Source organism: Loigolactobacillus iwatensis (assembly GCF_003950295.1).
GTDB lineage: Bacteria > Bacillota > Bacilli > Lactobacillales > Lactobacillaceae > Loigolactobacillus > Loigolactobacillus iwatensis.
Genome location: NZ_RHNP01000003.1, coordinates 85,447 through 109,375 on the forward strand (window position 1 = coordinate 85,447; position 23,929 = coordinate 109,375).

At 43.0% G+C, this 23,929-nt stretch carries 19 protein-coding genes; 15 read left to right on the forward strand and 4 right to left on the reverse strand.

Annotated elements, in window-relative coordinates; genetic code table 11:
• Positions 1-290: 290 nt before the first annotated feature.
• Complete coding sequence (locus tag EKM98_RS01660; protein ID WP_125980095.1) at positions 291-1,040, reverse strand: DUF4811 domain-containing protein; 750 nt, start codon at positions 1,038-1,040, stop codon at positions 291-293.
• 1 nt (position 1,041) lies between these two features.
• Positions 1,042-2,481 (reverse strand): MDR family MFS transporter, encoded by a 1,440-nt coding sequence (locus EKM98_RS01665; RefSeq protein WP_125980097.1) that lies wholly within the window; start codon positions 2,479-2,481, stop codon positions 1,042-1,044.
• An 859-nt stretch (positions 2,482-3,340) separates the two neighbouring features.
• On the opposite strand from EKM98_RS01665, the gene EKM98_RS01670 reads away from it, so the two are divergent.
• The 9 genes from EKM98_RS01670 (at position 3,341) to EKM98_RS01710 (ending at position 13,387) form a co-directional block, all read left to right on the forward strand.
• Positions 3,341-3,904: a TetR/AcrR family transcriptional regulator gene (locus EKM98_RS01670; protein WP_125980099.1), complete on the forward strand. Its 564-nt coding sequence runs from the start codon at positions 3,341-3,343 to the stop codon at positions 3,902-3,904.
• A 256-nt stretch (positions 3,905-4,160) separates the two neighbouring features.
• Positions 4,161-4,883: a 5-oxoprolinase subunit PxpB gene (gene pxpB / locus EKM98_RS01675; RefSeq protein WP_125980101.1), complete on the forward strand. Its 723-nt coding sequence runs from the start codon at positions 4,161-4,163 to the stop codon at positions 4,881-4,883.
• Entirely contained in the window at positions 4,883-5,890 is a 1,008-nt protein-coding gene (locus EKM98_RS01680; protein WP_125980103.1) for a 5-oxoprolinase subunit C family protein, read from the forward strand. Before pxpB ends, EKM98_RS01680 begins: the two co-directional genes overlap by 1 nt.
• A 437-nt stretch (positions 5,891-6,327) precedes the next feature.
• Positions 6,328-6,735 (forward strand): acetyl-CoA carboxylase biotin carboxyl carrier protein, encoded by a 408-nt coding sequence (locus EKM98_RS01685; protein ID WP_125980105.1) that lies wholly within the window; start codon positions 6,328-6,330, stop codon positions 6,733-6,735.
• A 189-nt stretch (positions 6,736-6,924) separates the two neighbouring features.
• A complete protein-coding gene (locus EKM98_RS01690) occupies positions 6,925-8,253 on the forward strand; it encodes an acetyl-CoA carboxylase biotin carboxylase subunit (RefSeq protein WP_125980107.1) in 1,329 nt (442 codons plus the stop codon).
• A 118-nt stretch (positions 8,254-8,371) separates the two neighbouring features.
• On the forward strand, positions 8,372-9,178 hold the full coding sequence (locus tag EKM98_RS01695) for a putative hydro-lyase (protein ID WP_125980108.1): 807 nt from the start codon (positions 8,372-8,374) through the stop codon (positions 9,176-9,178).
• A 219-nt stretch (positions 9,179-9,397) separates the two neighbouring features.
• Entirely contained in the window at positions 9,398-10,147 is a 750-nt protein-coding gene (locus tag EKM98_RS01700; protein ID WP_068281234.1) for a LamB/YcsF family protein, read from the forward strand.
• A 186-nt stretch (positions 10,148-10,333) separates the two neighbouring features.
• A complete protein-coding gene (locus EKM98_RS01705; RefSeq protein ID WP_125980110.1) occupies positions 10,334-11,548 on the forward strand; it encodes an NRAMP family divalent metal transporter in 1,215 nt (404 codons plus the stop codon).
• A gap of 645 nt (positions 11,549-12,193) precedes the next feature.
• Complete coding sequence (locus EKM98_RS01710; RefSeq protein WP_125980112.1) at positions 12,194-13,387, forward strand: NAD-dependent formate dehydrogenase; 1,194 nt, start codon at positions 12,194-12,196, stop codon at positions 13,385-13,387.
• A gap of 319 nt (positions 13,388-13,706) precedes the next feature.
• Here the strand turns inward: EKM98_RS01710 and EKM98_RS01715 are convergent, their stop codons facing one another.
• Both EKM98_RS01715 and EKM98_RS01720 read right to left on the reverse strand, forming a co-directional pair.
• The gene (locus tag EKM98_RS01715) at positions 13,707-14,189 is read right to left on the reverse strand and encodes a pyridoxamine 5'-phosphate oxidase family protein (protein ID WP_125980114.1); all 483 of its coding nucleotides are present in this window, start codon (positions 14,187-14,189) and stop codon (positions 13,707-13,709) included.
• Positions 14,190-14,392: 203 nt separating this feature from the next.
• Positions 14,393-15,700, reverse strand: coding sequence for an aspartate aminotransferase family protein (locus EKM98_RS01720; protein ID WP_125980116.1), 1,308 nt, complete (start codon positions 15,698-15,700; stop codon positions 14,393-14,395).
• A 470-nt stretch (positions 15,701-16,170) separates the two neighbouring features.
• Between EKM98_RS01720 and EKM98_RS01725 the strand changes: the two genes are divergently transcribed.
• The 6 genes from EKM98_RS01725 to EKM98_RS01750 all read left to right on the forward strand — a co-directional run bounded on the left by EKM98_RS01725 (position 16,171) and on the right by EKM98_RS01750 (position 23,723).
• A complete protein-coding gene (locus tag EKM98_RS01725) occupies positions 16,171-17,361 on the forward strand; it encodes an acetate/propionate family kinase (protein WP_125980117.1) in 1,191 nt (396 codons plus the stop codon).
• A gap of 627 nt (positions 17,362-17,988) precedes the next feature.
• On the forward strand, positions 17,989-19,623 hold the full coding sequence (locus EKM98_RS01730; RefSeq protein WP_125980119.1) for an ABC-F family ATP-binding cassette domain-containing protein: 1,635 nt from the start codon (positions 17,989-17,991) through the stop codon (positions 19,621-19,623).
• A 71-nt stretch (positions 19,624-19,694) separates the two neighbouring features.
• Positions 19,695-21,089: an FAD-binding oxidoreductase gene (locus EKM98_RS01735; RefSeq protein WP_125980121.1), complete on the forward strand. Its 1,395-nt coding sequence runs from the start codon at positions 19,695-19,697 to the stop codon at positions 21,087-21,089.
• A gap of 402 nt (positions 21,090-21,491) precedes the next feature.
• Entirely contained in the window at positions 21,492-22,271 is a 780-nt protein-coding gene (locus EKM98_RS01740; protein WP_125980123.1) for an ABC transporter ATP-binding protein, read from the forward strand.
• 72 nt (positions 22,272-22,343) lie between these two features.
• Complete coding sequence (yidA, locus tag EKM98_RS01745; RefSeq protein ID WP_125980124.1) at positions 22,344-23,156, forward strand: sugar-phosphatase; 813 nt, start codon at positions 22,344-22,346, stop codon at positions 23,154-23,156.
• 234 nt (positions 23,157-23,390) lie between these two features.
• Positions 23,391-23,723: a thioredoxin family protein gene (locus EKM98_RS01750; protein ID WP_125980126.1), complete on the forward strand. Its 333-nt coding sequence runs from the start codon at positions 23,391-23,393 to the stop codon at positions 23,721-23,723.
• Positions 23,724-23,929 lie beyond the last annotated feature (206 nt).

Here is a 23,929-nt window from a genome sequence, read left to right on the forward strand (position 1 = left end):
TCAATTACTTTGGAGGAGTAAAATGAAAAATTGGGTTGTTAGGTATATTTGGGTAAGAGATGTATCTCATCTCTATGAAGTTCAATATACAGGCCAAGTGTGAAGAAAATATGATGGCTTTGTAATCTCTTAATGAAGAGTGAAATTACGGAACCAACTTTGGGCCTTGATAGTCAAAATGAGCAAAACGGTCAATGATAAAAAAAGACGTCTAACTTCAACATTGCAATGGTCAATAACGATTGCAATGTGAAGCCAGACGCCTTTTTAATTGAAATTAGCTTCTAAATTTATTGGCTAGCCGTCTTTTTTGCCTGTTTAAGCAACGTTTGGGCGACTTGTTGTTCTTGTTGCTGAGCCTTGACTTCAGCCTGTTTTTCAGCGGTTGCCTTGATTTGTTGTAACTGCTGTGTGGTCAAAGAAGGCTGTTTGGCCTTAGCCTGTTCAACGAGCAAGGCGATTTGCTGCTTGCTCTGCGTTTTAGCAGCGGCTTGTTTAGCCTTGGCCGCTTTTTCAAGCCAGACTGCCTGTTTGCGGCTAATAGTTGTCCAATTATTAGGTAGAACGAATTTATTCTGCCGTGAAATCAGCTCATGGTGGGCGCCCGTTCCACTAAAACACCAGCGCCAGAAGCTATTTTGGTAGCGCCAATACTTTGTGGTAACCACCAATTTAGCCTGCTTGGTTGCCTGGTAACTAATTTTGTTCGTTGTTTTAATGCTAGCCTGTGTGTGCAGTGGCTTTTTCTGATTAGCTAGTCGGTAAAGATAAACTTTTTCCGTTTTACTCTGGCGAATTGGCTGGTAGATCAATAACGGCAATTGTTTTGTTGGGCTAATGGAAGCAATTTTGGTCGTTTGTTGTTGACTAACTTGGTGCATTCCCCAGTGAGCGTTGTCGTTGCCAATCATGAGGCCGGCCGACAAGACCAGCAAAATGAGCCCTAGTCCGCCGACTAGCCATTGCTGTGCCCGTGTTTTAAGCAAAAGAACACCAGTGACAAAACAAATAACGCCAATAAAAAGGCCGATTAAAATCATATTATTTAGCCTCTTTTCGCGTATTTTTAACGAAGCAAGCAAAGATGAAGTCGATGACACCAAACGCAGTTGCGACTAAAAACGCCGCGTGAAAACCGCTCATGGCTGCTTGATAGGACTGATCCCGAAAGGCAAGCGGGGCTGTTTTCAACAAAGCATGCGCCGGATTATTTTGCGTCATAACGTTGGCCAAAACACTGCCTAAAATGGCGGTCCCAATCGACGTCATCACTTGGCGCATCGTGCTATTAACGGCAGTTCCGTGGCTTAATTGAATGCCTTTTAAATCAATTGAGCTGGCGGCCGTTAACGGCATGGTCACTAGGGCGACACCGATCATTAAGATCGTGTAGTCACAAATAATGTAGCTATATGGCGTGCTGCGCGTTAATAAAACAAACGGAATCGTGCCTAGTGTGAGTAAAAAGGTTCCCACTAGTGCCAAACGCCGGCCGCCCATTTCGTCATAAATTCGGCCACTAATCAGGCTGACAACGCCGTAAACAAGCGCGCCAGGAAGAATCATTAGGCCAGAGTGCAGTGGACTCATACCGCGGACGTTTTGCAAGTACATTGGCAGAACAACCTGAATGCCGATCATTGCCGTGTTGGACAGTGCGGTAATAATGGAAGCAACGGTAAATGATGGAATTTTCAGTAAACGAACGTTTAAAAGTGGTTCTTTTTGTGGCCACTCTCGCCAAGCAAATAGACCAATGAAAATTAAACCAATAATGATACTAACTATAACAACGGTTGACAGCCAGCCGTGTTCACCAACCTCAGAGAAACCATAGAGTAGTGTGCCGAAGCCAATTGTCGAAAGTGCGATAGCCACAGCATCAATTTTAGATTTTTTAACCGGGATGACGGGGTGAACGAAAATCAAGGTCATAATCACGACTAAAATAGCCGGGGGAATCATGATGCCAAATAGATCCCGCCAACTGTCATTGTCAAGGATCCAGCCGGAAACAGTGGGGCCAAGTGCGGGTGCTAGGCCAATGACGATTTCGCCCAGGCCCATCATTGAGCCACGTTTGTCCGCTGGAAAAATAACAAGCAAGACAGTTTGAATGGTCGGAAAAGTAACGCCAACGCCAATTGCTTGCACTAGGCGGCCAATTAAGATGAAGGAAAAACTATTAGCAGTGAAGCTGATAATTAGACCGACGAGAAAAAAGGTGAGCGCCGTTAAGTAAATTAATTTAAGACTGAAATTATTGAGCAGCCAGGCACTAATTGGAATCATAATGCCCATAATTAGCAGCGGGCCAGTAGTCAGCCACTGAACGGTTGCACTGGAGATTGAAAATTGATTCATGAGCGTTGGGTAGGCCGTTACTAACATATTCGTCGTTAAGGCAGTACAAAATGTACCTAGCAATAACGTTAACATGAGTAAAATTCGATTGTACGGCCGTCCATTAGTATCCATCATAGTAAAGACCTCGATTAATAAATTTGCTAAACTGATTGTATCAGGTTATAAAATATTATATACTGTTTTTAACAGAAAATAAACTGTTTATATAAGTTTATTTTCAAAGCAAGTTATTTTTTAGTCAAAATCTTGTTAAAAGGGACCGCGTGACGGATTCTTATGGGGGAATTCTGGTGTAAGTTAATTAAAGTGGGCTATTATGAGGTTAGATTATGATTAGGGAATGTTTTTACTAGTGGAGTGTAGCGTTCGTATTTAAATTAAATTATATCGCTACTAAAAATAATGCTTATGCCGCTTGGCCACTGAATTACATGTGGTCAGATTTGGTTAGGCTCCATTCCGGCGCTGGCGTGTGGAACGCGTGGCGCGTTGACAAGCTAATTTTCTTTCCGATTAAACCCACCGGAAAAGAAAATGGATCTTGTCAATCACGCAAGGTACTAAATGACCATAATTCGGTCATCAAGTACCTTCGACACGGCTGATACGCCAGCGCCTCCATTCCACCTTGGCAGTGGTTGGTGGCTGAGCCTTGAATATTGATTTTGAAGACACGCCCTAGTATTTTTCAAACTAATTTAATGGAAACGTGTTTGAAAAAGCAGATTCCTGCGGTTAGTTACGATCGCCAAATAATCTACTGCGTGAATTATTCGTCAATCTAGACTAATCCTCAGAATCTAACCGCTTTTTAAGGCACTCTCAATGGAAACGTGTTTGAAAAAGCAGATTATTGCGTATAGCTACGCCAGTCGAACGATCCGCTGCGCGGCTCTTTTCGCCTAGCTAGGCTATACTCCATAATCTAACCGCTTTTTCAAACACTCTGGATTAATGTGTAAGGAGCAATATAATGGTAAAGAAAAGAACGTTAACTAAAGAAAAGGTTTTAGAAATGGCCGAACAGTTAATTGAAGAAAAGGGTATCAATCAACTGACCATTCGCGATTTAGCGGCGGCCTTAGAAGTGCGCCCGCAGTCGATTTACAATTACGCCCATAGTCTAGGCGATTTACTGGATCAAGTAGGGTTGCACTTCATCAACCAAATTTCACAACAATTAACAAAACAGTTGATTGGCATCTCTGGCCGCAAAGCGTTAATGACCTTTGCTCAAGAATTTCGCCAAGCTTGTAAGCAACATCCAGGGTTAGCGCCGTTATTACTAGATTTGAACACCTTACCCCGCACATCGAAAACGCACCAAGCACTGATCGAACTTTATCGAGATGTCTTTACGCCATTGCAATTAACTGATGACACCACAAAAGTTGAGGCGACTTTGTACCGCTCAACCCTATTTGGTTTCATTGTTCAAGAAATTGGTGGTTTTCTAAATTTACCCGCCGAAGTGGTTGACGAACGCTTTGACCAAACCATGACGCTGGCAATTGATCAAGTCAGAAAAATGAAATAGGGCGTTGTGTAAAAAGCGGGCCTAATGATCCTTTTTAAAATGTGGCCAACATAAAGAAGTGCAGCAAAATAAAATTTGTTGCACTTCTTTATGTTGGCCTCTTTTATTGTCAATGTCAGTAGATCTGTCATATACAAAGATAAGTATGACGTAGTTTAAAAATAATTAGATATTAATTTGAAAATAAGATTGATTTTAATCTTAATTTAATCTAAAATGAATTTATTCTTTAAACTAGCTAAGGGGGTCATCGTAATTGTTACCCTATGAATTAATTCCCGCCAGTGACCAGGCGCTAAATGTAACCTTTCCTAACAGAATTGATCCACAGATTAATTTAATCATTAGTCGCTTGGCGGCAAAGTTAAGTAAACAAGCCGCAATTACAGCTTTATTACCAGCGTTTCGAACGTTGACGGTTTTTTATCAACCATTGGAGACAAGTTTGGAACAAATTGAGGCGTTAGTAACCACTTCGCTTCAGCAATTGGATTTACATAAAGGTAGTGAGGCGCGAGTCGTTCATATTCCTGTTTGTTACACGGCTGAATTTGGTCCTGATTTAGAAAAAGTGGCCGCCCACGCGAAATTAGATACCGCAGAATTAATTAAACGACACACAAAACCAAATTACTTGATCTACATGTTAGGCTTTCTGCCAGGATTTGCCTATCTAGGCGGACTAGATCCACAGATTGCAATGCCCCGGTTGACTTCACCACGAGCAACAATTCCGGCGGGCTCGGTTGGCATTGCCGGTGAACAAACGGGGATGTACCCAGTGGTTTCACCAGGTGGTTGGCAACTAATTGGCCGCACGCCAATTAAATTGTTTGATCCCCAACGCGATCAGCCGCTATTGTACCAAGCAGGGGACTACATTCATTTTGATGAAATTAGTCAATCAGAATTTACCCAAATTACGGATAATTCGGCAGCTTACCAGATTAAGGTAACTCGAGAGCAGGTGAAAAGCTGATGAGTATTACGGTACTAAGTGGTGGTTTACTAACCACTGTTCAAGATTTTGGCCGCACAGCCCAGCAGGCAAGTGGCTTTTGTGTTTCCGGAGTGATGGATCCGTGGGCTTTTCGCTTAGCCAATTTATTAGTTGCCAATGATCCTGAAACTGCTGGGTTAGAAATCACCAGTATTGGACCAACGTTGCAGTTTAACCAAGATTGCATTGTCGCGCTGACAGGCGCAACTGGCAAGGCAAGTTTGGATGGACAGCCGTTTCCTTTTTACCAGGCACAGTTGGTATCAGCTGGTCAATGTTTAGCGATCAAACAGCTAACCAATGGCGTTCGGAGTTATTTGGCCGTCGCTGGTGGTTTTGCCTTACCCGAAGTGATGGGCAGTTTGGCAACCAGTACGCGTTACCAGTTGGGTGGTTTTCACGGCCGAGCCTTGCAGGCCGGGGATGTTTTACCGCTGCGGCAGGCAACACCCTACGTCCCAAGTTATGGCAGTCGCAAGTTACCTGTTCCGAGTTATGCTGAAAAGCAGGTGACGGTGCGGGTGACGCCGGGCCCACAATTTAAGCAGTTTACTGAGCAAGTTCAACAAGAATTTTTAAAAACGAGCTTTACGATTAGTGATGCTTCTGATCGAATGGGCTACCGCTTAAACGGTGCGAAATTAACCGTTGCGCAGACCGGAAACTTGTTGTCGGAAGGAACCTTCTTTGGTGGCGTACAAATTCCGCAAAATGGTGAACCAATTATTTTGTTAGCCGATCGCCAAACAACTGGCGGGTACCCAGTTATTGCAGTTTTGGCCAGCGTTGATTTGCCGTTAATTGCCCAAGCACAGCCGGGGATGCAAGTTAATTTTAAATTAATCCCCATCATGGCGGCCCAGAAATTGTTACAAGAACGGCAAAAACAACTAACCCAGTTAACCCAACAAGTACAGCAACCAAGTCGGGAAGATTTAAGCCCGCGACTGCCAGCAAGCCGCGTGAGAAGATTGTTTGACGACTAGAGTGTTTGGAAAAGCGGTTAGATTCTGAGGATTACTAACGTTGTCGATCGGACTAAAATAAACCGAAGTTCGAATCGTAGCTACTATTTCGCAATTGAGAATTATTAGCTAAGTACGCTAATAATTTTGATGCTTCATACGTTGTCCATTCAACTACTACTTCGCAATTATGGTTAGTTATTTACAAAGATCGCAAATAACTCATGATGCTTCGAATGTTGTCTATTCTTGTGGCAAAAACAAGGAACACAATTATAAAGCCCATAACTGTGTTTCCTCGACTCAATTCGTCTCGGTCACCGCAAGAACTAGCACGGCGAAAACCGCCAAGTTGAAACATGGCAACCACAGGAATTTGCCTTTTTAGACACGTTTAATCTAGTTCAGCCCAAACCCAATTCCCAACACAATCTTATCGAGAAAGGATCGATAATTACATGAATGTGGATGAAATAAAAGCACTGATGGATCATATGGCGGCCAGCAATTTGACCTCATTTACCTATCAAAATGAACAAACAACATTAAAGCTAACTAAGGAACCAAGTAATTCCGCACAACCTGAGTCAACTCAGCCGACGCCAGCGTTGGAAAAGAAGCCAGCTGACACTAAGTTAACGCTGAAGTCACCTTTGGTAGGTGTTTTCTACGCTTCGGCCTCTCCCGATGAGCCACCATTTGTCAAAACTGGCGATAACGTCGAAGTCGGCCAGACGATTGGCATCATTGAAGCAATGAAAATGATGCATGATGTGAAAGCCGACAAGGCTGGTAAAGTTACCCAGATTTTAGTTGGTAATCAACAGCGCGTGGGTTACGACGATCCGCTGTTTGAACTGGACTAGAGAGTGTTTGAAAAAGCGGTCAGATTCTGAGGATTAGCCTAAACAGACGAATTACCTTTGAAAAAGGTGATTTGGCTGTTGTAGCTAACCGCAGGAATCTGCTTTTTCAAACACGTTTACACTAAATTAGTCAAAATGACTACTAACCGCTTTTTCAAACACTCTAGTTTTTAATTAGGAAGTGAGCTCGTGAAAAAAGTATTGATTGCAAATCGTGGTGAAATCGCGGTACGAATTATTCGGGCCTGTCGCGAACTTAATTTGCGGACAGTTGCCATTTATTCCGTGGCCGATAAAACGGCCTTACACGTGCAGCTTGCCGATGAGGCAGTTTGCGTTGGCGCGGCCGATCCACAAAAGAGTTACTTGAACATTAATAATATTGTTGCGGCGGCGGTTACTACTGGCGCGGACGCAGTTCATCCGGGCTATGGTTTCTTGTCAGAAAATGCCGATTTTGCCAAAAGTTGTGAAGAACAGGGGCTGACCTTTATTGGCCCAGCGGCAAAAGTGATCGCACAAATGGGTGACAAGGCCGCCGCCCGCGAAATTATGCAGGCCGCTGACGTGCCGGTTATTCCCGGCAGTCCTGGTGGTTTTACAGAACAAAAAGTTGGCTTGCGCTTAGCTGCCGATGTCGGCTACCCGGTCATGCTAAAAGCTGCGGCAGGTGGCGGTGGCAAAGGGATGCGTGTGATTGAATCGGCCAAACAATTTAATCATGACTTTCAGTTAGCTCAAAGTGAAGCCGAAAAATCATTTGCTAATGGCGAAATGTACCTTGAAAAATACATCGATCGACCGCGGCACATTGAGGTTCAGATCATTGGTGATGAAAAGGGCCACGTTTTAGTTTTAGGTGAGCGTGATTGTTCGTTGCAGCAGCACCACCAAAAAATGATTGAAGAGGCGCCTAGTGACGTGCTTGATGAGGCGACCCGGCAACAAATGTACGCAACTTCTGTTAACGCGGCCAAAACAATTCATTACGTTGGTGCCGGCACAATTGAATTTTTATACGCTGGCCCAGGCCAATTTTATTTTATGGAAATGAATACGCGAGTTCAGGTGGAGCACCCAATAACGGAGCTCATCACCGATCAGGATATTGTTGCTTTACAGTTAAAAGTTGCGGCCGGTGAAGAACTGCCAGAAAAACAGGCGTCGGTTCACGGTCACGCTTTAGAATGCCGGGTGAATGCACAAACGCCTGGTAAGATTACTGGTTTACATTTACCTGGCGGCAATGGTGTTCGCGTCGACATGGCCCTTTATCAAGGTTACGAAGTTCCGCCGGATTATGATGCGATGATCGCCAAGATAATCGTTTACGCCAGCGACCGCCCAACTGCGGTTGCCAAAATGAAAGTTGCCATTGAAGAAACCGTGATTAGTGGCATACAAACTAATCTTGATTTTTTGGACGAGCTGTTAAATGCGCCGGCCTATACTGCCGATGACATTAATATTACGTTTATTGATGATTTTGTGGCGGCCAAAGTAGGCAGTAACGCTTAGAAAACTGAGCCGTATTTGAAAAATACATTTATTAGCATTCATCTAACTAATTTAGTGTAACCGTGCTTGAAATCCGGGCGCCTTTTCAAATACTTTCTGGTTTTTGGAAACTAAGGAGATGCATGCGATAGTGGATACAGAACTAACACTGACGCCTACCAAATTGCGCCAGGCGTGTCGAACTGAGCAGTTTTGCGATCAAACAAGTGGCTTATGTCCCGGCTATACGCAGGCTAATTTAGTGATTTTACCTGAGAAAGATGCGTACGATTTTTTGCTATTTGCACAGCGTAATCCTAAACCGTGCCCCATTTTAGAAGTCACGGATAGCGGCAGTCGCCAGTTACAAAAATTTGCTCAGGATGTTGATTTGGCCCGGGATTTTCCCCAATACCGAATTTATCAAAGGGGGAAACTAGTGGCTGAACCATTAAATGTGGTTGATTATTGGCGACCTGATTTGGTTAGTTTTCTCATTGGGTGCAGTTTTTCGTTTGAAGCGGCCATGATTGCGGCGGGAATCGAAATGCGCCATATTACGGAGCACGTCAATGTGCCGATGTACAATACCAATATTCCGGCCAAGTCAGCTGGTCGTTTTCACGGCAATTACGTTGTCAGCATGCGGCCAATTCCGGAAAATCAAATTGTTCGCGCCGTAACCGTGACTGAACAGTTGCCGCAAGTCCACGGTACACCATTGCAGATTGGCGATCCGGCGACGATTGGCATTACGGATATTTCTAAACCAGATTACGGCGATGCAGTGACTATTAATCCTGGTGAGGTCCCAGTATTTTGGGCCTGTGGGGTGACACCGCAAGCAGTTGTCGTTGCAAGCAAACCAGATTTCGTTATTACCCACGCACCTGGTCACATGCTGGTAACTGACATCAAAGATACCGATTTGAAGTATCAACTGTAAGAGTGCTTCAAAAAGCGTTTAGATTCTGAGCATTAGCCTAAATTGACGAATTATTTGCGAAGCAAATGATTCGGCGATTGTAGCTAAGCGCAGGAATCTGCTTTTTTAAGCACGTTTAAGCAAGCTTCAAAAAGCGCTTAGATTCTGCTTCTTTAGGCACATTTCAAAATAGGTTTAGATGCTGAAATTAGTCCTTAGAAAACTTAGGAGGTTTTTAACGTGGCAAAAATAGATTTAAATTGTGATCTTGGTGAGAGTTTTGGTCGTTATACCTTAGGTTTGGACGCTGAGGTTTTGCCCTACGTCACTTCGGCCAATATTGCTTGTGGTTTTCACGCCGGCGATCCAACCGTGATGGCTAGTACCGTTGCGTTAGCCGAAAAAAATCACGTGGCCTTAGGTGCTCATCCTGGTCTGCCGGACTTAATGGGCTTTGGTCGCCGCAAAATGCAAATAACACCTGCTGAGGCCAAAGACTACGTTCAGTATCAGGTTGGCGCCTTGGCTGCTTTTAGCCAAACGGGAAAGTTACACCACGTTAAGCCGCACGGTGCGCTATACAACATGGCGGCTAAGGATTACGATTTGGCCCGGGGAATTTGTTTAGGCATCAAGGCAGTTGATCCAACGCTGATTTTATTCGGCTTGGCTAACAGTCAGCTGATTAAAGCGGCCCAGGACGTTAATTTACCTTACGCCCAGGAAATTTTTGCCGACCGAAATTATTTAGCTGATGGCTCATTAGTTCCACGTTCACAGCCCAACGCGATGGTAACCGATGAAGAAACGGCCGTTAAACGGACGATTGCGATGATTGAATCGCAAAGTGTCACTGCGGTTGATGGCCAAAAAATTGCTTTAAAGCCAGATTCGGTTTGTGTCCACGGTGACGGCGCAAAGGCAGTTGCTTTCGTTCAAAAAATTCACGCAGCGTTGTTGGCTGCTGGAATTGACGTAAAGGCAGTTTAGCGAGTGTTTAAAAAGGGCATTCAGGTTCCAAGCATTACTGATGATGTCGACCGTATCAGGATGAATCGAAGTCCGAAGCGCAGTACATGCTAATAATCTTGATTGGCCATCTGCTGTTGGTTCAACTATGGCAAGTGTAGAAATCTGCCTTTTTAAACACGCTCGAGCATGAAGGGAGAGAATTGAATGAAAGAGAATCAAACAGCAAAGAAACGTTCACCACTTAGTGTTGCCATGGGGGCAGCCTTTATGATGGCAATGGCCGCAGTTGGGCCAGGTTTTCTAACGCAAACGGCAACTTTCACGGGGAAGATGGGCGCCGATTTTGGATTTGCAATTTTAATTTGTATCATTGTTGATGTTATTGTTCAATTGAATATTTGGCGCATTATCGTGGTCTCAGGAAAAAGGGCACAGGTTTTGGCCAACGAAGTGGTTCCTGGACTGGGGTATTTGCTGACGGCCCTCATTGTTATTGGTGGTTTTTTCTTTAACATCGGGAACGTTGGTGGTGCAGGCCTTGGGCTAAACGTCCTCTTTGGTATTTCACCGGAAAATGGTGCCCTGATTGCCGCCGCCGCAGCAATCGTTATCTTTTTAGTTAAGAATGCCATGTTAGTTGTTGATCGTTCGGTTCAATTTTTGGCCGTTATTAAGGTTTGTATTTTGATTTACATTTTGGCAGTATCGACAGTTCCGATTCAGCCAGCGATCGTGCATACATTTATGCCGACGCACGTTAATTTCTATTCCATCGTGACCATCGTTGGTGGGACAGTTGGTGGCTATATTTCTTTCTCTGGTGGTCATCGTTTGTTAGAAGGCGGCGTTCACGGTCAAGAAAACATCAAGTACGTTAAGGAAGGCGCATTAACCGGGATTACCATTGCCTCCATTATTCGGGTGATGTTGTTCTTAGCCGGTTTAGCCGTTGTTATGGCCGGCCATAAATTGGATCCAGCTAATCCAGCCGCTTCAATCTTTAAAGATGCCGCAGGCCAGTTTGGTTATAAATTCTTTGGCCTGTTGCTATTAGCGGCCGGGATGACTTCAACTTTAGGGTCGACCTTCACCTCCGTTTCTTTCTTAGATTACACAGTCAATCAAAGTAGTGAAAATAAGTATATGCGTTTCCGTTCTTGGTTGATTGTTGCTTTTATTGTTGCTTCAACCGCAATTTTCTACTTTATTGGTAATCCAGCCAAAGTGCTCGTTTTTGTAGGGGCACTTAATGGGCTAATTTTACCAATTGCGTTGGCGATTCTGCTGGTCGCTGCAACGAAAGAGAAGATCATGGGGGCAACTTACCGCCATCCCCGGTGGTTGCTGATCACTGGTTGGATTGTCATTGCGTTTATGGCTTATGCAGGCGTGCGCGCGCTTTTGACAATGCAATTTTAGAAATAAGAAATTTTAAGAACGTTTAGATTCAGTTCTGTGATTTAGAATTACTGCAGTCGGTCAGCGGATACACATTGCTACAAAAATAAGATGAGGCTAGGGCTTTTGTCCCAACCCCATCTTATTTTTGTAGCAGTGCTACTGGTCAGTGTGTCTTTTCGACACTACTTATCGGTTAAATATCAAACCAGTCAGTTTTTAAATTAAACTACCAGCAGGCTAGTATTTTTTTCTGAGCGGTTGGGACAAAAGTTCTAGCCCCCTGACTTATTCCTGAGCATTACGCTAGAACGTGTGCCAAAAGTCTGAGTTCACGTGCCTAACGGAAGTATTTGAAAAAGTGATTAGATTCTGAGGATTAGCCTAAACAGACGAATTACCTTTGAAAAAGGTGATTTGGCTGTTGTAGCTAACCGCAGGAATCTGCTTTTTCAAACACGACTGCAGCTAATCTAATAACCACAGTGCGGTTATTAGATTAGCTTACGTTACGCAGTAAACCCAAAACCAACTTTTGGCACACTTCTTTAATTTATCGACGGATAAGAAAAATAATTCAAAAAAATGAAGCGCTTTCCTAAAATTAAAGTATAATGAAAAATGTAAACAAAATTTTCACTTTAAATTAAGAAAGAAGGATTTTAAATGGCCAAAATCTTATGTGTTTTATACCCAGATCCAATTAATGGTTACCCAACCGACTACGCCCGGGATTCAATTCCGCAAATCACGCAGTATCCTGATGGTAGTAGTGTGCCAACGCCTAAGGCAATCGACTTCACCCCAGGACAATTACTGGGTAGTGTTTCCGGTGAGCTTGGCTTACGAAAATTTCTTGAGGCCCAAGGTCATGAATTAGTTGTCACTTCTGATAAAGAGGGGCCTAATTCGGTTTTTGATCGTGAATTACCAGATGCAGATGTGGTGATTTCGCAACCATTCTGGCCGGCTTATTTAACAGCTGAACGGCTTGCAAAGGCCAAAAAATTAAAATTGGCGATTACGGCCGGAATTGGGTCTGATCACGTTGATCTTAACGCCGCTAATCAGCATAATATTACTGTGGCCGAAGTCACATATAGCAATAGTGTTAGTGTCGCCGAACATGATGTGATGCAGGTCCTTGCCTTGGTCCGCAACTTTGTGCCCGCCCACGATGTTGTTCGTTCCGGCGGTTGGAATATTGCTGACATCGTGGAACATGCCTATGATTTAGAGGGCATGACAGTTGGCGTGGTTGGTGCCGGTCGAATTGGCCAGGCAGTGCTGAAGCGCCTCAAACCATTTGATGTTAATTTGTTTTACAATAAGCGCCATCAATTATCCACCGAGTTAGAACAAGAACTTGGTACGACTTACATTAAAGACGTTCACGAGTTGGCGGCAAAAATGGACGTAGTTGTTTTATGCCCACCTTTGCACAGCGAAACCTATCATTTATTTGATACGGAAATGATCAATTCAATGAAGCGCGGTGCTTACATTGTTAACGATAGTCGCGGTGAATTAGTTGATCGTGATGCCATCGTTACCGCTCTGAAATCTGGTCAGTTGGCCGGGTATGCTGGGGACGTTTGGTACCCACAGCCTGCGCCCGCCGATCATCCATGGCGATCAATGCCTCATGAGGCCATGACGCCACATATGTCAGGCACAACGCTTTCGGCCCAGGCACGCTATGCTGCCGGAACGCGGGAGATTTTGGAGGCCTTTTTGGCGAACAAACCAATTCGCCCAGAATATTTGATCGCTGAAGGGGGTCAGCTTGCAGGGACTGGCGCCAAATCTTATACAGTTAAAAAAGGCCAAGATAGCCCGGGCAGCGGGCATAAAGAATAGTAATAAGAACTTTTTAACTGCAATTAGTTGCACATGACACACAAAAACGGCTACGACAAAATTTTATTTTTGCCGTAGCCGTTTTAGGTTATAAAATCAATTTTTTAACATTATTTAGGTCAAATCTTCAAATTGAAAATTGTTCGTTATTTGTAAGAATTCAACTATTTTCAAAGCAAGTGTTCGACTTTTTCTAAATTACCTTACTAAATAGCCGCAAAATTTCAGTAACGGAATAGGTTCATTGATTTTGAAGATACGCCCTAATCCTTTTAAATCAAAATTCACTGTTCCCAGCTGCAAATTCAGCTAACTTCGATTAAAACGTTAACGTCTCTGTTTGATTATCAGCGGTAACGTCAACTGAATTAAAGTCAACCGTAAAGAAATCATTATGTGCAGCATAAGCGGCACTATTTGGGAATTTATCAAAGTAAGCCTGCTTCATTGAGTCAGTTAACGTTACTTTTTGAATCTTAGCCTGCTTGGCGCGGGCGTACTTTTGTTCACTAACTGCTTGCGTGGTAAAGGCTGCAACGGAATGGGCGGTGATTTCCGCGACTTTCGGTGAATCGGCACCGGACATGAACAATAGTTGATGTGTTTCTGGTAGATAAACAAATAAAACGATTCTAACATCTGGCGCCTGACCATCAATCGTTAACGTTGCAATGGCTACTTGAGCGGCTTCTTGCATAATTTGGTCAAATTTATCCTGTACGTTCATAAATAATGCATCTCCTTGATAACAAAAATTAACACTGTTCATTATTTGGACAAAATCAGCAATTTTGTTGGTCATGCTTTATCCAACTTTATTATAAGGTTTTAAAAATCACTGTCCATTAAATCGCTGTTCAAATTAAAGCAAAATTACGCACATAATGAGTTGTAGTTACGGTGGTTATCCGACTTATTTGGAAAGGAACGCAGGCTCTGAGTATTACTGCCGTTGTCGCGTGGACTAAGTCAGCGTAGCGCAAAAGTCAGATTTAGCAACGTACTTTAATAGCGTCCAAAAGCCTGATCAATCACCGTAAAAGCTTGATCCAATTGTGCGCGGGTGATTACTAGTGGTGGTTGGAACCGTAAAATATGATCCAGACCAGTAATCATTAAAACGCCGTGTTCAAAGCAGTCGCGGATAATTGTTTGGGCAGCGTCAACTGCTGGCTGTTTTGTTTGTCGATCAGTAACTAGCTCAATTCCAGCATTCAGGCCAATGCAGCGCACGTCGCCAATTAAGGTGTATTTTTGTTGTAGTGCGCGCCACTTGTCGGCGGCATACTGACCATCAATTTTTGATTTAGTAACTAATTTTTCTTGATCAATCACATCCAAAGTGGCTAGGGCAGCTGCACAACAAATTGGATTGGCTGCAGTTGTTGTTGCGTTGGCCGGTGCCGGCAAACTGTCCATGATTTCAGAACGACCAATCACTGCCGACAAAGGCATGCCTGACGCCAGCGATTTACCCGTGGCCAATAAATCAGGGACGATACCGTAGTGATCAATCGACCAGTAAGTACCGCTACGACCTAATCCTTGGTTAATTTCGTCAACGGCAAACAGAACTCCATTTTGCCGACAAAAGTTAGCCAAAGACTGTAGGTAGGTCTTTGGCGGTGCAATAATTCCAGCGTCACCTTGAATCGGTTCAATGATAATTGCGGCTACCTCTTCAACGGGTAGGTCACGCTCAAATAATTGTTTGAATTCGTAAAAGCTACGGTTGGCAAAGGCCGCCGTCGTTTCGTTGGGTAATTGATCACGATAAGCGTTTGGAAAATGAACGTGGTAGACGTCAGGTAGTAAAGGGCCCATTTTTCGGTGCATGTTTGGGCTAATTGCGGACAAAGTTGCGGCACCCAAAGTCGTACCGTGCCAGCTGTTACTGAAAGAAAGGATGATTGGCCGTTTGGTATAGGCGCGGGCAAATTTAATTAAGCCCTCGGCGGCCTCGGAGCCAGAAGTACTAAAAGAGACCTTCTTCGGCGCAGTACCAGGGGCTAATTTAGCCAAACGCTCAGCCAATTCGATTTCAGGTTGGTGGTAAAAGTAGCCCGAAATATAGTGAACAAGCTGATCAGCCTGTTGTTTGATGGCCTGGACCACTTCCGGCCTGCTGTGCCCGACATTAACGGCCGATGCGCTGGCCAGCAAATCAATGTAGTGATTGCCATCAACGTCCCACAACTCGGCCCCTAAACCATGATCAACGACTAAATTAAAAAAAGGTAAACGCCCTGCGCCAGCAAAATAGCGCTGATCTAGGGCAACTAATTGTTCATCCCGTTGATGCTGTCTTGTCATAACTGCTACCTCCAAGGTTCTCTTATTACTTTTTAAGCCAAGTCATGTTTGATAAATATGCTCATTAGTATTCTCCTGACTAAGTTGGCGGAAACGTGTTTGAAAAAGCAGGTTCCTGCGTATAGCTATGCTAGTCGAACGATCCGCTGCGCGTCTCTTTTCGCCCGTCTAGGCTATATGCCATAATCTAAGCGCTTTTTCAAACACTCTTTAAGTATAGCAAAAATAAATGTGAAAACAGAAGTTACATTTCTAACGCAACTTTATTCATGCTTTACTAGGATATAAGTTTTAAAAATTTAAGCAGGTAAGGTCGATATTATTTGTAAAATGGTTGTGCTAAGAGTGAACATCGACTTCAATAACAGCTTTTTGCAATAATTTAAAAACTTTATTTTCTGAAAACGCTGCATAAGGCTTTTCCCACCGCGCATTTATCTGTATGATAAAAGTGATAACGGAGGTGCGCAATGCAAAAAATTTTGATTTTAAATGCAGGAAGTTCGTCACTTAAGTGGCAGCTATTTGAAATGCCCAGTGAAACGGTGATCGCCAAAGGTGCAGTTGATCGTTTGGCGATGGCTGATTCGATTTTTACCATTAAATATGCGGGCAATAAGAAATATACGAAAACAATTGATCATTTAGATCACGAAGACGCCGCACAATTATTGCTAGCCAAATTACAAGAGCTCAACATTATCACAAGCTTAAGTGATTTAAGTGGTGTGGGCCACCGCGTCGTTGCTGGTGGGGAAGTCTTCAAACACGCGGTAAAAGTAACGCCAGAGCGTCTAAAGCAAATTGATTCAATGAAGGCTTTTGCGCCCTTACACAACCCAATGGAAGTTAACTATATTAAAATTATGCAGCACGTCTTACCCCAAGTTGCGCAATATGCGGTTTTTGACAGTCAATTTTTTACTGATTTACCAGAAGAAAACGCGATTTACAGTATTCCCTACGAAGATACGCAGAAATTTAATATTCGGCGTTACGGCGAACACGGAATTAGCCATCAATACTTGGCCAATCGCGCCGCCGAGCTACTTGGTAAACCATTAGCCGATTTAAAAATGATCACTTTACATTTAGGCAGTGGTTCATCAGTGGCTGCCGAAAAAAACGGTAAGGCCTATGATACCTCGATGGGCTTTACGCCGCTGACTGGCTTGACGATGGGAACACGCGCGGGCGATGTTGATCCGGCGGTTGTGCCTTATTTAATGGAGAAGCTGCATCTAGACTCAGCAACGGATGTCATTAAACGTTTAAATCAGCAGTCGGGCTTACTTGGCATTTCGGGAATCTCTTCTGATATGCGTGATTTAAAGGCGGCCACCGATAATCCCCGGGCGCAGTTAGCAATTGAAATTTTTATCAACCGCGTAGTTAAATACGTTGGAGGCTACTTTGCCGAATTAGGCGGTTTGGACGTCCTTGTTTTTGCGGGTGGTATTGGTGAACATAATGCCGAACTACGGTCCGAGATTGGTAAACGGCTGGCAGCACTAGGTGTAACGATTGATTCAAAATTAAACGCGACTGGCAAGGAAGGCCTACTGTCAATGCCAGAAGCCAAGCTGCAAGTGATGCTAGTACCAACCAATGAAGAATTGGCGATGGTTCGCCAGGTGGGACAATTGCTAGAGAGTGTTTGAAAAAGCGGTTAGGTTCTGAGGATTAGCCTAGATTGACGAATTATCTGTGAAACAGATGATTTGGCGATCGTAGCTAACCGCAGGAACCTGCTTTTTCAAACACGTTTCCGCAAAACTAAACATAGAAGTGAGGGCATATTTCCAAACACACTTAGCTAGGCGAAAAGAGACGCGCAGCGGATCGTTCGACCGGCGTAGCTAACCGCAGGAATCTGCTTTTTCAAACACGTTTCCGCTAGGGGGATACTGTTAAAAACATTTTCAAAACACGATCTAAATCAATGTACGGTAAGCTGGATTTCTTTAAAATGGGCCCTAATTAACTTAATTTTAAATACCGCCAAACCATCTTTTGCTTCAAATGGCCTGACCTAAACTATAAGTGTCACATTGACCCATTAACTTAAACAGAGTCGCACGTAATCCAGATTTCTTTTCTAGATTACGTGAGGCCTCTTTTTTGCTAGAAAAGTGTTTCTATGTTAGAGTGGTCCTTTGGGTCAATTTGAAATTTTTAATGAAAAGATTGTTATAATAGTACTTTTAGTGTTGATCGTAATTGAAATTTTAATAAAATTATAAAAATGTTGTTCTAATGTAGAAACACGAATTAAGGAGGTTCATTCATTGATTACTGTTAGTAATATGAGTTTAAGTTTTTCCGACCGTAAGCTGTATGATGACGTCAATTTGAAATTTACGCCAGGTAATTGTTACGGCATTATTGGGGCCAATGGTGCTGGCAAATCGACTTTTTTGAAGATATTGGAAGGTAAAATCAAGCCGACTACGGGAACGGTATCGATTTCACCAAATGAACGGATGGCAAGTCTGAACCAGGATCACTATGCTTTTGAAGATGAAACGGTGCTAAATACGGTTATCCAGGGGCATAAGCGGTTATACGAAATCATGCAGGAAAAGGATGCCTTGTACGCTAAGGCTGATTTTAGTGACGCCGATGGGATGAAGGCTGCCGAACTAGAGGGCGAGTTTGCTGAATTAGACGGTTGGAGCGCCGAAACTGAAGCTGATCAATTACTGCAGCAATTAGGCATTGATGAAAAAATGCAGCAGTTAAAAATGAGTGAACTAACTGAAAACGATAAAGTTAAGGTTTTGCTGGGGCAAGCCTTATTTGGCAAACCTGATATTTTGTTATTGGACGAACCAACAAATGGGTTGGACACACAGACAATTCAATGGTTGGAAAACTTCTTGGGCGATTTTCCCAATACAGTCATCGTTGTCTCACATGATCGCCATTTTCTGAACACGGTTTGTACGCAAATGTGTGATGTTGATTTCGGTAAAATCCAACTATTCGTTGGTAATTACGATTTCTGGTTGGAATCTAGTCAATTAGCTGCAAAGTTGAAATCCGATGCTAATGCCAAAAAAGAAGATCAAATCAAGGAATTACAGGCATTCGTGGCTCGGTTTAGTGCCAACGCCTCAAAATCGAAACAGGCAACGTCACGGAAAAAGCAATTAGAGAAAATTACCTTAGATGATATTAAGCCATCAAGTCGCCGCTACCCATACATTAAATTTGAAAGCGAACGACCTCTGGGCAATGACTTATTACGTGTGGAAAACATCTCTAAAACCGTCGATGGCGTTAAGATTTTGGATAATATCACCTTCACCATTAAGCCAGGGGAAAAGGCGGCCTTGATCAGCCGGAGTGATTTGGCAACGACAACTTTAATGCAAATTTTGGCTGGTAAATTGCAGCCAGATCACGGCACGGTTACTTGGGGAATTACGACGCAACGTAGCTATTTGGCTAAGGATATTAACGCTGAATTTGATAATAGTGAACTTTCCATTTTGGACTGGTTACGCCAGTTTGCATCCAAGGAACAAAGCGATAATACTTTTTTACGTGGTTTCTTAGGCCAAATGCTATTTTCAAATGATGATGTGTTGAAAAAATTAAATGTACTATCTGGTGGCGAGAAAGTTCGCTGCATGTTAGCGAAGTTGATGCTAACCAAGGCCAACGTGCTCTTATTAGATGATCCAACTAATCATTTGGATCTTGAATCAATTACGGCATTAAATAATGCTTTAGTTGATTATAAGGATTCCATTATTTTAACTTCCCACGATTACGAATTTATCCAAACCATCGCTGACCATATTGTTGAAGTAACGCCAAATGGTGCGATTGATCGTGCCGAAACGACTTATACGGAGTTCTTAGATCACCAAGACGTTCAAAAAAAGGTTGCGGCACTTTACGCCGAAGCCAAATGATTGAGCTAGCGTATGATAAATGGTAAAGTGCTTCTGGAACTTGATTTTATTAGTTGAAGGGAAGTTTTAGTATGGCCGTTTTTCGTGCGTACAGTGATGAACAAAAAATTGAATATTTAAAACAAGCAGCGCCTAACGCTGATGTTTATACAGATGATGCAACCTTAGCGAAACATTTAAATGCAGCGCAGGGGATGCAAGTTGCAACTGGTAAATTATTTGCTTATGTAGCGGTCAGTGATGTCGCGGATATTCAGGGCGTTTTACAAGCTGCCCGGAAATTCCACATTGCGGTTGTTCCACAAACAACGGCAACGAGTACCGTTTCCGGCTCTGATGGCATTGATGGTGCAATTATCTTGTCGACTGCCAAAATGGCCAAGATTTTAGAGGTCAACCGTGAAGACCAAGTTGCCATTGTTCAACCTGGTGTTATTAATAAGGATTTGGACACTGCTGCTAGAAAAATTGGTATGTTTTACGCACCAGATCCAGGTTCTAAACCAATTTCCGCAGTTGGCGGCAACGTTGCGACTAACGCAGGTGGGATGAGTACTGTGAAATACGGTGCAACCAAGGATTCAGTCTTAGGGATGAAGGTCGTCTTGGCGGATGGCCGCGAGATCTCACTTGGCCACCGCACTTTAAAGCAGGCCTTTGGTTACAATTTAACCCAATTATTTGTTGGGTCAGAAGGAACTTTAGGCATCATTACTGAAATTACCGTTAAGTTGTTCCCAATTCCTTTGGGCACATCCGTTACCGGGGTTGCTTTTTTCAAGGATATGACCGAGTTATCTAAAGCAGTTACTGAAATTCGCGCCTCTGGTGTTTACCCAGCAATGCTTGAAGCTTTGGACGCGCACACGGTTGAAGCAATTGATAAGTATGAGGGAACCCACTATTCTGACAATAGTGGCGCCATGCTGATTTTACGCCTTGATACTGGTGGCGATGCGGCCTTGAAGGCTACTGAAAAAATTCTGGATCAGTTTAACGCCCAGAACTTGCAGGTTACTTCTGATCCAAAGAAAGCAGCTGCAATCGAAAAATTGCGCCAAGATATGTTACCAGCGGTTTTTGCCAATGGTAACCACGTGATGGAGGATATGGCAGTTCCCATGTCTAAGCTAGCGCCAATGATGGATTACATCAGTGAAGTTGGCAAAAAATTAGACGTTGATATTTACACGGCTGGTCACGCCGGCGATGGCAATATTCATCCAAGTTTAATTTGGCCAAAAGAAGAAAAGGAAGTCCCTGAAAAAGTTATTCAGGCCTTACAACTAATGTTCCACGAAACTTTACGCCTAGGCGGCACAATTTCCGGTGAACACGCAGTTGGCATGCTGAAAAATCAGTGGGTAAATGAAGAATTAGGTGACGATGTTGATATGCTTCAACACCAGATCAAAGATTTATTTGACCCAATGAATTTGTTGAATCCAAAACGGAAGATTGACTAGCAAGAGGTACTTAAGAATGATAGCTAGTGTTTGGTACGTTTAAACTTAATTAATCTTTTTATACGCTAATAACTAGGAGAAGCTAATCAATTTGTCATCGCTTAGTAGGTCAAGGAGTGCTTTCCTGATTAGTTTGATGGAAACGTGTTTGAAAAAGCAGATTATTACGTATAGCTACGACGGTCGAACGATCCGCTGCGCGTCTCTTTTCGCCCGCCTAGGCTATACTCCATAATCTAACCGCTTTTTCAAACACTCTCCTAGTTATTAGCGTATTTTTGTGCGCCTAAAACAATTTTCGCAAGCAAATTGATGTATAAATATTAGGCCGCTTCTGCTAAAATAGAGCTATTTAATTGAAAACGTTTCTCAATTATGAATATGAGCCAAAGGTGGATTAGCATGGCAAAATTAGTTGGAAAAGATCTGGTTATTGGTTACCGCCAGCAGGTTATTATTAAGCAGTTGAACGTTGTTTTTCCTGAACATGAGATCATTGGCCTAATTGGACCTAATGGCAGCGGCAAGTCGACCCTTTTAAATGTGCTATCTGGATTTCGGCAACCTAAAGCTGGCGTTGTGGAGCTTGATGGTCAAAAGCTTAGTGATCTAGCGCCAAAACAACGCGCGCAAAAAATTGCTAGTTTACCGCAAAATCCTAGCGCACCAATGGATACTTTAGTGCGTGACCTAGTCAGTTATGGTCGTTACGCGTACCAAAAGCCACTTCAAGGATTGCAGGAAACTGATCAAGTAGCAATAAACACAGCGCTAGAACAGGCTGGAATGGTTGGCCTGGAACAGCGAACAATTAAGAATTTATCAGGGGGTCAACGGCAGCGCGCCTTTATTGCCATGGTTTTGGCGCAAAATAGTGATATTTTATTGCTTGATGAACCGACTAGCTCACTGGATTTAATGCACCAGTTAGAAATTTTGAAATTATTACGTCAATTAAATCAGAAATTACACAAGACAATTATTTTAGTTATTCATGACCTTAATCAGGCCGCGCGTTTTTGCGATACGTTACTGTGTTTACGTGCTGGCAAGGTTCGCTATCAGGGTGCGCCGAGTAAAGTCTTTACTGAACAAATGTTGGCCGAAGTTTTTCAAATTAACGCCAAAATGGGTATTGATCCGTTAACTAACCAGCCCATGATTTTGAGTTATGATATCTAATTGCCTGCTTGTAAATTAAAGGTTATTCCGCTAATCTTAAGAAGATTGGATTACGTTTATAGGAGGATGACTATGGCTATTGAGTTAATAGCAATTGATATTGATGGGACCTTATTAAATGAGAGAAATGAGCTGGCACCGGCTACGACACAAGCGATAAAGGCTGCAACGGAAAAAGGAATCAAGGTTGTTTTATGTACCGGCCGACCAATGACTGGGGTTACTGCTTACCTTGATACATTAGGCATAAATGCCGCCACTGATCAGTACGTGGTGACGTTTAATGGTGCCTTGGCCCAGACAACTAGCGGAAAAATTATAAGCGCAAACGCGTTAAGCTACGACGATTACCTTGATCTAGAGGCGCTGGCCCAGAAGCTTTCGATTCATTTTCACGTTGAAACTAGTGATCGAATGTACACCGCCAATCGCGATATGAGTGAATACACTGTTCACGAGGCTAAATTAGTTTCACTGCCACTTTCATACCGAACAACTGGGGAAATGCGTGGTATTACAATTTCGAAGGGAATGTATATCGATCAACCTAAAGTGCTTGATGCAGCAATTGCGCACCAGGATGTTTGGCGTCCTTTTGAAGAACAATTTACCTTTGTTAAAAGCGCTCCGTTTTACCTTGAGGCCACTAAAAAGGGGACGAATAAGGGGAGTGCGTTGTCGATGTTGGCCCAAACGCTTAACTTAACGGCGGATAACGTGATGGCGATTGGTGATCAGCAAAATGATCTGAGCATGATTGAATATGCCGGTCTTGGGGTAGCTATGGGAAACGCTATTCCTAGCGTTAAGCAGGCAGCGCAAGCAGTTACTTTAGATAACGTGCACGATGGCGTTGCGGCGACAATTAATCAAATGCTAAATTAGAGCGCTGGGTTCACGATGAATTCTACTAGCTGAATTCCAGTTTAGCCTGTTTTTTACAGGTTGCTTTTGACCGTCAAATTACTGGACATTTTAGTGGTTTGCGTTATTCTTTAAGCTAGAAAGTTAAGCTATAGCAATGGACAAAATTGAGCATTTGACCAAAATTTTGTTTCATAGTGCCTGAAGATAGATTAATAAGAGGTTACAATTATCGCAACCCGAGGAGGTTCTTCCATGGAAGCTTTACCAAAAGTTACGCGAGCAGAATTATTAGAACAAATTAAGTCTGGTAAGTACATGTTATTCTTTTCCGCGGATTGGTGCCCAGATTGCCGCTTTATTAAGCCAGCAATGCCAGAAATCGAAGCTGAATATTCGGACTTCACCTTTTTGGCTGTCGATCGTGATGAAAACATTGATTTGGCGGCTGAACTAAATATTTTTGGTATCCCAAGTTTTATCGCTTACCAGGATGGCAAGGAACTCGGCCGCTTTGTTAACAAGGACCGCAAGACGAAAGTTGAAGTTGAAAAGTTTATTAACGAATTACCGGTAACCACGAAATAATATTTATTATGTGTCAAAAAAGCTAAAGATGGTTATACTGAAGTCAGAGGGTTTGGTAATCAACAATGTTGCTAACTCTGGTTCACTATAAAAGAGGCGAGACAGCATGGCAGAAAAACTCAGTAAAGCACAAAAACTGACTAACATTAGTGGTGAATCATAATTCGACGGAATTATGATTCACCACTTTTATATTCTGTTAAAGT